General features: G+C 63.7%; 13 protein-coding genes, 1 tRNA gene and 1 pseudogene. 2 read left to right on the top strand and 13 right to left on the bottom strand.

Annotation, left to right across the window (positions count from 1 at the left end):
- Positions 1-219: 219 nt before the first annotated feature.
- The 7 genes from AUC71_RS01485 to AUC71_RS01455 all read right to left on the bottom strand — a co-directional run bounded on the left by AUC71_RS01485 (position 220) and on the right by AUC71_RS01455 (position 4,584).
- Positions 220-297: transfer RNA gene (locus AUC71_RS01485), tRNA-Pro, on the bottom strand.
- A 75-nt stretch (positions 298-372) separates the two neighbouring features.
- Positions 373-819, bottom strand: coding sequence for a MerR family transcriptional regulator (locus AUC71_RS01480; protein ID WP_083237978.1), 447 nt, complete (start codon positions 817-819; stop codon positions 373-375).
- 32 nt (positions 820-851) lie between these two features.
- The gene (locus tag AUC71_RS01475; protein WP_069622831.1) at positions 852-1,169 is read right to left on the bottom strand and encodes an integration host factor subunit alpha; all 318 of its coding nucleotides are present in this window, start codon (positions 1,167-1,169) and stop codon (positions 852-854) included.
- A gap of 133 nt (positions 1,170-1,302) precedes the next feature.
- Positions 1,303-2,280: a beta-ketoacyl-ACP synthase III gene (locus AUC71_RS01470; protein WP_141701366.1), complete on the bottom strand. Its 978-nt coding sequence runs from the start codon at positions 2,278-2,280 to the stop codon at positions 1,303-1,305.
- 18 nt (positions 2,281-2,298) lie between these two features.
- Complete coding sequence (plsX, locus tag AUC71_RS01465) at positions 2,299-3,342, bottom strand: phosphate acyltransferase PlsX (protein ID WP_069622830.1); 1,044 nt, start codon at positions 3,340-3,342, stop codon at positions 2,299-2,301.
- Positions 3,343-3,380: 38 nt separating this feature from the next.
- Positions 3,381-3,971 carry a YceD family protein gene (locus AUC71_RS01460; protein WP_069622829.1) on the bottom strand — a complete coding sequence of 197 codons (591 nt, stop codon included), beginning with the start codon at positions 3,969-3,971 and terminating at the stop codon, positions 3,381-3,383.
- A 70-nt stretch (positions 3,972-4,041) separates the two neighbouring features.
- Positions 4,042-4,584 carry a ubiquinol-cytochrome C chaperone family protein gene (locus AUC71_RS01455; protein WP_083237976.1) on the bottom strand — a complete coding sequence of 181 codons (543 nt, stop codon included), beginning with the start codon at positions 4,582-4,584 and terminating at the stop codon, positions 4,042-4,044.
- A gap of 68 nt (positions 4,585-4,652) precedes the next feature.
- Here AUC71_RS01455 and bamE point away from each other — a divergent pair, with 68 nt between their 5' ends.
- Together bamE and AUC71_RS18370 are read left to right on the top strand one after the other, a co-directional pair.
- Positions 4,653-5,000, top strand: a complete 348-nt coding sequence (gene bamE, locus AUC71_RS01450) for an outer membrane protein assembly factor BamE domain-containing protein (RefSeq protein ID WP_141701365.1) — start codon at positions 4,653-4,655, stop codon at positions 4,998-5,000.
- Positions 4,997-5,158, top strand: coding sequence for a hypothetical protein (locus AUC71_RS18370; RefSeq protein WP_204376605.1), 162 nt, complete (start codon positions 4,997-4,999; stop codon positions 5,156-5,158). The genes bamE and AUC71_RS18370 overlap by 4 nt, the downstream gene beginning before the upstream one ends.
- Positions 5,159-5,228: 70 nt before the next feature.
- Here the strand turns inward: AUC71_RS18370 and AUC71_RS01445 are convergent, their stop codons facing one another.
- The 6 genes and pseudogenes from AUC71_RS01445 to AUC71_RS17190 form a co-directional block, all read right to left on the bottom strand.
- Positions 5,229-7,343: a sodium-translocating pyrophosphatase gene (locus tag AUC71_RS01445; protein WP_069622828.1), complete on the bottom strand. Its 2,115-nt coding sequence runs from the start codon at positions 7,341-7,343 to the stop codon at positions 5,229-5,231.
- 196 nt (positions 7,344-7,539) lie between these two features.
- Positions 7,540-8,547 carry a thiamine-phosphate kinase gene (gene thiL, locus AUC71_RS01440; protein WP_069622827.1) on the bottom strand — a complete coding sequence of 336 codons (1,008 nt, stop codon included), beginning with the start codon at positions 8,545-8,547 and terminating at the stop codon, positions 7,540-7,542.
- Positions 8,540-9,037, bottom strand: coding sequence for a transcription antitermination factor NusB (gene nusB, locus AUC71_RS01435; protein ID WP_069622826.1), 498 nt, complete (start codon positions 9,035-9,037; stop codon positions 8,540-8,542). The genes thiL and nusB overlap by 8 nt, the downstream gene beginning before the upstream one ends.
- A gap of 4 nt (positions 9,038-9,041) precedes the next feature.
- Positions 9,042-9,512, bottom strand: coding sequence for a 6,7-dimethyl-8-ribityllumazine synthase (gene ribH, locus AUC71_RS01430; RefSeq protein WP_069622825.1), 471 nt, complete (start codon positions 9,510-9,512; stop codon positions 9,042-9,044).
- A complete protein-coding gene (ribB, locus tag AUC71_RS01425; RefSeq protein ID WP_069622824.1) occupies positions 9,509-10,639 on the bottom strand; it encodes a 3,4-dihydroxy-2-butanone-4-phosphate synthase in 1,131 nt (376 codons plus the stop codon). Before ribB ends, ribH begins: the two co-directional genes overlap by 4 nt.
- Positions 10,632-10,825: pseudogene (locus tag AUC71_RS17190) on the bottom strand (riboflavin synthase); the annotation flags it as partial. The gene ribB and the pseudogene AUC71_RS17190, both read right to left, overlap by 8 nt.

Raw genomic sequence — 10,825 nt, 5'->3', positions numbered from 1 at the left:
TTCCTCGTGCTGGCGACCTTGGTGCTCGGCCTCAAGCTCGTGGTCCGCGATCGGGGCGGCGACGGGGTGAGTGCCGTGCTGGTGGCGGCCTTTATCGGCATGATGCTGGAAGGCGCGGTGGTCGATACGGACCACTGGCGGCACTTCTATCTGATCATGGCGGATGATTTGGGGGATGGCGTTGGCGCGTCCGTCGCAGACGCCTTACTTGCGAGAAAGTGGTCGGAGCGGGGAGATTTGAACTCCCGACCCCCGGTCCCCCAGACCGGTGCGCTAACCGGGCTGCGCTACGCTCCGACGTCTCGCTGATCGAGGGCCTTGCATATACTCTTTCAGGCTTGGGAAACAAGTTAAAGCGCCAACGCGGCGCGCCTAATCCTTGGCGTCAGCCGCGGCGAGGATCCTCTGGCACGTCTCGATTTCCTCGAGAACTGCGTAGAGGTCGTCGTCGTCGCCGGCCGGAGCGCGCGCTGCACCGCCTTTCGCGGCTTCCGCGGCCATATCGGGAATATCGGGGCCCGAGACATCCTCGCCGTCCGCCTCTTCGGCAAAACGCCGGTAGTCCATCACGTAGCGCGGACCGTGCTCACGCAAAATCTTCTGCACGCCGCGGATGGTATAGCCGTCGCTGTAGAGCAGAAAGCGGATCCCGCGCAGGAGGGCGACATCCTCGGGCCGGTAATAACGGCGGCCGCCGCCGCGCTTCATTGGCTTGAGCTGGGCAAACTTGGCTTCCCAAAACCGCAAGACGTGCTTCGGGACTTCCAACTCGTCAGCGACTTCGCTGATGGTGCGAAACGCCTCGGGCGCCTTTTCCAACGCTCGTCCTCCTGGCGTTAAATCACTCAAAGCTACTCTGCGGCCTTTCTCCGGGAGAGCATCTCGTTGATGCGTTGCTTCATGATATTGCTGGCGCGGAACACGAGCACACGCCGCGGCGTGATCGGGACTTCCTGACCGGTCTTGGGATTGCGGCCAATCCGTTCGCCCTTGTCGCGAATGCCGAACGAGCCGAACGACGACAACTTTACCGGGTCCCCGCGCTCAAGACTCGCCACGATCTCGCGAAGCACAAGCTCCACGATCTCGGCGGACTCGTTCCGAGGCAGTCCAACTTTCTGGAACACCGCCTCGGCGAGGTCGGCGCGCGTTAATGTCTTCCCGCTCATCGAACTACGGCTCCCCCAAAGTCGCGGGACGGACCAAGATGCTAGCCGAGCAGGCGTTCGGCGGTCAATCTCCGGCGCGATCAAATTCCTGATTTTGCGTCATATTCTGGTGAGGTGTGACATTCCCGGCACGTCACCAGCGGATCAGCAACGCACCCCAGGTAAATCCTCCACCCATGGCCTCCAACAGCACCAAATCGCCCTTTTTGATGCGGCCGTCAGAACAGGCCGTCATCAGGGCGAGAGGAATGGAGGCCGCGGAGGTATTGGCGTGCTTTTCCACCGTCATGACCACACGCTCCGGGTCCAGGCCCAGTTTCCGGGCGGCTCCGTCCAAGATCCGCTTGTTGGCCTGATGGGGCACGAACCAATCGATATCGGAGGCGGTATAGCCGGCCTTGTCCAAGGTCTCGCCGATCACTTGGCTGATCTTGGTCACCGCATGGCGAAACACTTCCGGGCCGTCCATGCGCAGATGCCCGACGGTGCCCGTCGATGACGGCCCGCCATCCACATATAGCTTGTCCCGATAGCGGCCATCCGACCTGAGGCTGGTGGCGAGGATGCCCCGATCGGCCATGGTCCCGTTCAGTCTTTCCGCCTCCAGCACCCACGCGCCAGCGCCGTCGCCAAACAGAACGCAGGTGGCGCGATCCTCCCAGTCGAGGATGCGCGAAAAGGCCTCCGCTCCAATGACCAGCGCCCGCTTGAACTGCCCGCTCTTGAGATAGTTATCGGCCGTGGACATGGCGAAGACGAAACCCGAGCAAACCGCCTGGACGTCGAAAGCCGCCCCATCGGTGATGCCGAGTTCCGCTTGGATGGTCACGGCAGTGGCGGGGAAGGTCTGGTCGGGCGTCGAGGTGGCAAGCACGATCAGATCGATCTCGCCGGGCTCCAGGCCGGCATCGGCCAGCGCCGCCTTGGCGGCGGCCAAGCCCATGGCCGAGGTCAGTTCGCCGTCAGCCGCGATGCGCCGCTCGCGAATGCCGGTGCGGGCGGTGATCCACTCATCGGAGGTATCGACGATCTGAGCCAGGTCCTGGTTGGTGACGATCCGGTCGGGCAAGTACCCGCCCACGCCTTTCACCACTGACCGCAAGGTTTCCAATTCAGCCACTCCGGCGGCCTACGCCGCACCTTCAAGCTCGAGCTTGGTGTGGAAATGGGCCACATCACTGCCAAGCCGATTTACCACGCCGCTCGAGGCCATCTCGTAGCCGAGATCGATCGCGCTGGCGAAACCCGTGGCGTCCGTTCCGCCGTGGCTCTTAACGACGATGCCGTTGAGCCCAAGGAAGATGCCGCCGTTCATCTGACGTGGGTCCATCTTCTCTTTCAGGGCACGGAAGGCGCCCTGGGCCAAGATCGCGCCAAGGCGGGCGAGAAGCGACCGCCCCATGGCGGCCCGCAGATATTGGGCGATTTGCTTAGCCGTTCCCTCGGCCGTCTTCAAGGCGATGTTCCCGGTGAAGCCATCGGTGACCACCACGTCGACCGTCCCGTGGCCGATGTCGTTGCCTTCGATGAAACCGTGATAGCGGATCGGCAGAGGCGCTTCTTTCAAGAGAGCGGCGGCGTCGCGGATCTCCTCGACGCCCTTGACCTCTTCGACGCCGATATTGAGAAGCCCAACCGTTGGCCTCTCCATGCCGAACAAGGCCCGCGCCATGGCCGCGCCCATGAGGGTGAACTCGACGAGTTGGCGGGAATCCGCACCCACGTTGGCGCCCACATCGAGTACGATGCATTCAGCATCGACAGTGGGCCAGATCGCGGCGATGGCCGGCCGATCGACCCCCTTGATGGTCTTCAAACAGAATTTCGACATGGCCATGAGCGCGCCGGTATTGCCGGCGGACACCACGGCATCGGCGTGGCCGTCCCGCACGGCCTGGATGGCAAGCCACATGCTTGACTTCCAGCGGCCTCGCCGGAGGGCCTGGCTGGGCTTCGCGTCCATGGTGATGGCGACGTCGGTGTGTACGATCTCGGACTTTTCCGCGACCTGGGGATTGGCTTCGAGCTCGCGCGCGATCTTGGCCTCGTCGCCCACCAGGATGAAGCGCAAGTCCGGGTGGCGGACAAGCGCAATGGCCGCGGCCGGAATGACCACACTGGGACCGTGGTCCCCGCCCATGGCGTCGAGCGCTATGGTGACTGGAGTACCCATTCTCCGAACCGATCAGGAAGACTTTTACCCAGCTGCGGTCAAGCCGCGGCAACCCCCGGAAGCCAAACCCCGAATAGACTTAAAAGTATCCCAGTGACAACCTGATTTTGCCCCGGATTGGCGGGCTCAGGCTTCTTCAGCTGCTTCAGGGCCGCAAATGGGCTGCTCTCGCGGTCTTCCGGCTCCGAGTTCCCTTGCGACCATTGGAAGCTCGCGCCTTCCTTTTTGGGATAGGGATCGAGCGCCGTGGCAAAGGTCTCGTAGACCACCGGCCCCAGATCGATGGTGTCGTCGGTGATGGCCTCCGGCCAATCGACCAGCCCAGCTTGGCTGGGATCTTCCGCCCTTTTCTCCAAACTCTCCAGCGCGGGTCTGGGCCAGAAGTCGATCTCCACGGGGATATCGAGAGAGGCAGGCACCGGCTCGAGGGTGACCACGCAAGTCTGCGTGGCGGTCGCCTTGAGGTGGCCCGAAAGATGGACCCTGCCCCCGCCTCCACGGCGCAAGCGATAATCAAATTCGAGAGCATCGAGGGCCACGAGATCGAGCAGATCCACGATCTCGGCGCGTTCGGCTTCCGTGATCGCTATGGTCTGCGGGGCCTCGTCCTCGATCTCTGACACGCGCATTTTCCGTGTCAGCGGCGGGCGGTGAGGCTCTTGTTCGGTGGGCTGGCTCATCTTCCCAGCGTTGCTCCTCTCAGATGTCAGGGTGGCTCAACCTGCCGGCGCAAAGCTCTTGAACAGGCTCTTCTTCCAGGTGGCGGACCAATCTCTTTAGATAGGGGGTGAGCCGCGCGCTTGCAGCCCTCGCAGCGGTTTCATCCCCCGGCACGCGCCGGCGATCGTGGCTTCCAGCGCCTCGTCGCGCGCCCAAGGCCGTCTCAAAGCTCTGCAGCAGCCCGGCGCCCGATGCGGTGAGCCTTCGCACCTTCTTTGGGATCGCCAGATCGCCGACACCGAGTTCCCGCAACACGGTCTCCATGTCCGCGGTAAACCGGTCGGACAGAGCCTGCGCCATCGTGGCCGCTTCCGACCCGCCGTCCTTCAGGCGGTGGAGTACGGCAAACAGGTGGAGCGACAGAACCACGAACCGGCCCTCGAGCGTGTCGGGCACGCCAAATCCCTGATAGAAAACGGGAAGCCGCGCCTGCGCCACAATCGCGCCATAGAGTTCGTCTGCATGGGGCGACTTGCTGCGCCAGGGCAGCAGGGCGGCGAGAGGCTTCAATGACAGGGCCATTTCGTCTAGCTTCTTGACAAATTCCGGCCTGCTTGGCGAGCGGGCCCGACCGAGGGGACGTCGAAATCTTGCGCAAGGTCAAGCTGGCACCCGCCTGGGCTCCTCTGCCCTTGCTTGCCGCGCTTCTTTTGGGCGCGGCGCCGATCTCCGGCTGTGGCGCGCAGATCGACCGCCACGGGCATGTCTTCATCGACGTGGACCTCGACCAGATCCAGCCGGGCATGTCCAAAGAAGAGGTCAAGACCGTGCTGGGCTCGCCCGACACCAAGAGCACGATCGGCGGCGACGCCTCTACTATATTTCAACCACGACGAAGACCATTGCCTTCCTCAAGCCGCGCGAGATCGACCGCCAGGTGGTGGCCGTCTATTTCGACGGGACCGAGACCGTCCGCAAGGTCGCCCATTACGGCATGAAGGACGGGATCGTCGTCGACTACTACAGCGGCGAGACGCCGGCCCGGGGTAAGGACGTGAGCTTGCTCGAACAGATCTTCGGCAATATCGCGAACCGCAGCATGTTCAAGGATCAACGCGGCGGCGGCTCCGGCCCCTCGGGCATCCCCGGCATCTAGCGGCCCCCCACGAAAAAGCCCCGCTCCTTTCGGAAGCGAGGCCTTCTCAAGCAGCTACGTCGTTGGCCGTCTACTGGTGGGCGAGCACCGCCAGCAGCAGCAGCGCCACAATATTCGTGATCTTGATCATCGGATTCACCGCAGGTCCTGCCGTATCCTTGTAGGGATCGCCGACCGTATCGCCGGTCACCGCGGCCTTGTGGGCTTCCGAGCCCTTACCGCCGTAATTCCCGTCCTCGATGTACTTCTTGGCGTTGTCCCAGGCGCCGCCGCCGGCCGTCATGGAGATGGCGACGAACAGCCCTGTTACGATGACGCCGAGCAACATGCGCCCAAGCCGAGACGCGGCGCTCTTGCCGGCGATCCAGTCGATGATGAAGAAGAACACGACCGGCGAGAGGACCGGCAGCAGCGACGGCACGATCATCTCCTTGATCGCCGCTTTGGTGAGCAGGTCGACGGCGCGCCCATAGTCCGGACGCTCGGTGCCCTTCATGATGCCGGGCTTCTCCTTGAACTGCCGACGCACTTCCTCGACGATGGCCGACGCCGCGCGTCCGACCGCCGTCATGGCGATGCCGCCGAACAGGTACGGCAGCAGCCCGCCAAGGAAGAGGCCCACGACCACATAAGGATTGGAGAGGCTGAAGGTGGGGTCTACGCCAGCGAAAAACGGAAACTGATCGGCGTTTGCCGCGAAGTATTTCAGGTCCTCGGTATAGGCCGCGAACAGAACCAGGGCGCCGAGGCCGGCTGAGCCAATGGCCATACCCCTTGGCCGCCTCGTGGTGTTGCCCACCGCGTCGAGCGCGTCGGTGGTCTTGCGGGTATCCTCGGGGAGACCCGCCATTTCGGCGATGCCGCCGGCGTTGTCGGTTACCGGACCGAACGCGTCGAGCGCCACGATCATGCCAGCCAGCGCCAGCATGGTGGTGACCGCGATGGCGATACCGAAAAGGCCGGCAAGTCCGTAGGCGACGATGATGGCGCCGACGATAATCAGCGCGGGGATCGCCGTCGATTCCAGCGAGATCGCGAGGCCCTGAATGACGTTGGTGCCGTGGCCGGTGACGGAGGCCTTGGCGATGGACTGCACCGGCCGGTAGTTCGTGCCGGTGTAATATTCGGTGATGACCACGACCAGCGCCGTCACCCACAGCCCGACCACGCCACAGAAATAGAGCGACTGACCGGTGAAGCTCACGTCGCCGACCTTCATGACCGTGTCCATGCCCACGAGCCAGGCCGTGAGCGGCCAGAGCGCGATGAGGGACAGCACGCCGGTCGCGATCACGCCCTTATAGAGGGCGCCCATGATCGACTGGACTCGAGCCAAGCGCACGAAATAGGTGCCGATAATCGAGGTGATGACGCACACGGCACCGATCGCCATCGGATAGACCATCATCTCCATGACACGGTCGCCGCCGGCAAAGTAGATCGAGGCAAGGACCATGGTGGCGACCACGGTGACCACGTAGGTCTCGAACAGGTCGGCCGCCATGCCGGCACAATCGCCGACATTGTCACCCACGTTGTCGGCGATGGTCGCCGGGTTGCGCGGATCGTCCTCGGGAATGCCGGCTTCGACCTTGCCCACAAGATCGCCGCCCACGTCGGCGCCCTTGGTGAAGATGCCGCCGCCGAGACGCGCGAAGATTGAAATCAGCGAAGCGCCAAAGCCGAGCGCGACAAGCGCGTCAACGACGACGCGCGAGGCGGGGCTGTAACCGAGAAACTGTGTGAGGATGAGGAAATAGACCGAGACGCCGAGAAGCGCCAAGCCGGCCACGAGAAGGCCGGTGATGGCCCCGGCCCGGAAGGCGAGGCTCAAGCCATCGGCCAAACTCTTGGTGGCGGCTTGCGCGGTCCTGACATTGGCGCGTACCGAGACGTTCATGCCAACGAAGCCGGCGGCGCCCGACAGGATGGCTCCCAGGGCGAACCCAATGGCCTGGGGGAGCCCCAGTAGGAAATAGAGGGCGATGAAGATCAGCACGCCGACAATGGCAACGGCTTGATACTGGCGGTTGAGATACGCTTGCGCGCCCTCTTGGATCGCCGCGGCGATCTCCTGCATGCGCGCCGTGCCCGGGTCCGCGGCGAGAACGGCCCTGGTCGTCCAGACGCCGTACGCGATCGAAAGCGCACCGCAAGCGATAATCAGATAAAGAACCCAGGTCATGACAGACTGTCCCCACTTATTGGGTTGATTTGGAAATGAGCGATGCGTGGCTGCAAGGATGACACGGGAAAGGTGTCGGCAGCCGCGTTGCCCCCGGAAGCGAACTTAAGCCGCGCGGAAAATGCCAAAGTTGTGAGGCGGAAGCAACAGACTGCCTGGGCAAGCGGCATTTTGGCCTCGGGGCATCCAAACGCGCTCAGAAGTGGCTGAATCCCTTACGTTTTAGCGGAATAGCCTGTCCTTTGGCATCGACCGCGCGAACGCCCTCCGAAGCCTCCGCAACGGTCCCTAGCATGCTGAAGACCGCTCCGGCGGCCTCCGCCTCCGATTCGAAGCCGGGCCCGGACTTTTCCGAAACAGCGGCCACCACGCCGTAGTCGTCGCCCGCGGTGATGAGAATCGGCAGCAGGCTGGGCTCGCGTGCAAGCACCTTCATGCCTGCATTGGAGAACGGCACGCGCGCGGTCTCGATGCTCGCGCCCACATGAGAGACCCGGCAAAGCTTCTCGATGTCGCCCACGAGTCCGTCCGAAACATCGATGGAGGCTTGCGCGAAGTTGCGGATGAGAATCGCAAGGCGATTGTTCACCGCCGGCCGGCGATAGCGATCGACGAGGAAGGCCACATCCTCGTCGGTGAGCCCCCAGGTCTCGGCAAGGTTCGGCTCCCCCAGAAGCCGCAGACCGAGATACGCATCGCCAATCGTGCCGCTGACATAGAGACGGTCGCCCCGGCTGGCGCCAAGCCGCATGACGGCGTGCTGATGGGAGACCAGTCCGAGCGCGGTGATGGTGATCGTCGGCGGACCGGGTGTGGCCGTCGTGTCGCCGCCGATCAGGCTGATATCCGTCTCTGCCTGCACGTCGCTGAGGCCCGCAGCGAACTCTTCGATCCAGAATGTCCCCGTGCCTTTTGGCAGCGCCAGCGACAGCGTGTAGACATAGCCGCGCGCGCCCTTGGCCGTAAGGTCGGAGAGATTGACCGCCAAGGCCTTGTGCCCGATGGATCGGGGTGGATCGTTTTGCAGGAAATGAACGCCTTCGACGAGCGTATCGCACGTCACGACAAGCTCATGACCCTCGCTGACCATGAGCACGGCGGCATCGTCTTTCAGGTCGAGGGCGCCGGTCTCCCTGGCGAGCGGGGCGAAGATGCGGGCGATGATTTCGAACTCGCCCTCGTCTCTTGCCTCGTCCTCAGCCATTACCGGCTCCGGAGCGTGCAAACTCGGCGGCGCGCGCTTTACGCGCCAATCGGTCGAGAATTCCGTTCACCACCTTGGGCTCATCCTCGCCGAAGAAGGCATGGGCGATGTCGACATATTCGGTAATGACCACACGGGCTGGAACGTCCTCGCGCATGAAAAGTTCAAAGGCGCCGGAACGCAAGACCGCCCGCAGAATGGAATCGACACGGTTCAGCCGCCAGCCCTCGGCGAGCTGCTGATCGATCATGGGGTCGAGCTGCCGCTGTTCGCGCACCACCCCCTCCGTGAGATCGCGAAAGAACTTGGCTTCCGCCGTGCAGTACTGGTCGCCCTCGACTTCCTGGCCGAGACGGTGCGCTTCGAATTCGGCGACCACGTCGGTCAGGTCGATCCCGGTCATGTCCATCTGATAGAGCGCTTGAACCGCCGCGAGCCGCGCAGCGCTCCGGGACGAGGCCCGGTTCGGTGTTTCGCTGCTTGCGGCCATGGCGTTAGCGCCGGCTCGCGGAGGAGAAATGCTGCTCGAGGCGCATCAGGGTCAGGCAGGCGCGCGCTGCGTCGCCGCCCTTATTGCGTCCGTCGACGCTGGCGCGCTCCCATGCTTGCTCGGGGGTCTCGCAGGTGATGATGCCTGAGCCGATCGGCACGCTGTGGGCCACGGCCAGGTGATTGAGGCCGGCTGCGGACTCTCGCGCGACGATGTCGTAATGGCTCGTCTTGCCGCGGATCACGCATCCGAGCGCGATACAGCCGCGATGCCGGCCGGCCCGGCCGACAAAACCATTGGCGAGCGCCAGGCTGAGGGCAAGCGGGACTTCGAGCGCCCCGGGAACGGCAATTTGCTCGTACTCCACCTGGTTGCCGCGCAACTCTTCTGTGGCGCCGCGGGCGAGTTCGTCGGCAATGTCTTCATAGAAGCGCGCTTCGATGATCAGGACGGAGTTCGGACCCTTGCGGCTCATGAGGTCTGCCCCAGACCGCGCTGACCGACAACCGTCAGGCCGTAGCCTTCGAGGCCGACGATCTTGCGCGCCGGCGAGTTGGACAGAAGCACCATCTCCCGCACGCCGAGATCGAGAAGGATTTGCGCGCCGATGCCGTACTCCATCAGTCGCGGTTGGACTTTTCCGTTCGCCGCCTGATTGAGACGGGCGGAGAGCGCGTCAGGACGCGACTCCCGGATCAGCACGATCACGCCGCGTCCCTCGCGGCCGATGATCTCCATGGCCTTGTGGATCGGCGTGTCGTTGCCGCCGCCCGAGACCAAGAGATCGTCCAGGGTGTTGACCGCGTGGACGCGCACCAACACCGGACCACCCGAGGCGACGTCGCCTTTGACCAGCGCGATATGTTCCGCGGGATCCACGGCGGTGGCATAGACCTTGGCCTGGAATGTCCCGCCATAGGGACTGTCGACCGTGGTCTCGGCCACCACGTCGACAAGATGGTCATAGCGCAGACGATAGGCGATGAGATCGGCGATCGTGGCGATCTTGAGCCCATGGGTTTGGGCGAAGGTCACGAGGTCCGGAAGCCGGGCCATGGTGCCGTCGTCGTTCATGATCTCGCAGATCACGCCGGCCGGATAGAGACCCGCCAGCCGCGCGAGGTCGACGGCTGCTTCCGTATGACCGGCACGCACCAGCACGCCACCCTCCTTGGCGAGCAGCGGGAACACATGACCCGGCGTAATGACATCGCGATGATCCTTGGTCGGATCGATGGCGACGGAGATGGTGTGCGACCGGTCGTGCGCGGAGATGCCGGTGGAGACGCCCTCACGCGCCTCGATGGACACCGTGAAGGCGGTGGACAGCCGCGAGCGGTTCGAGCGCGACATCAATTCGAGGTGCAGTTGCTTGGCCCGTTCGGGGGTCAGGGCCAGACAAATGAGCCCGCGGCCGTGCTTGGCCATGAAGTTGATCGTATCGGGCGTGGCCATCTGCGCGGGGATCACAAGATCGCCCTCGTTCTCGCGCTCCTCGGCATCCACCAGGATGAACATCTTGCCGTTGCGGGCGTCCTCGATCACCTCCTCGATGGGCGATAGGAACTCGCTATGGGCGCCCCGGGTCGATGTCTTACTCATAACGGTCACGGCATTGGGCCTCGTGTTGCCTCAGGCGCGCCACGTAGCGCGCGAGCAGATCGACTTCAAGGTTTACCAGATCGCCCGGCATGCAGTCGCCCCACGCGTATGGGTCAAAGTGTAAGGAATGATGTTCACGCCGAAGCGCTGACCGTCCACCTCGTTAACCGTGAGCGAGACACCGTT

It is taken from the genome of Methyloceanibacter marginalis (assembly GCF_001723295.1).
In the GTDB taxonomy this organism is placed as follows: domain Bacteria; phylum Pseudomonadota; class Alphaproteobacteria; order Rhizobiales; family Methyloligellaceae; genus Methyloceanibacter; species Methyloceanibacter marginalis.
The sequence above is the reverse complement of the archived record's forward strand: the minus strand, read 5'-3'. Positions and strand labels throughout refer to the sequence as shown.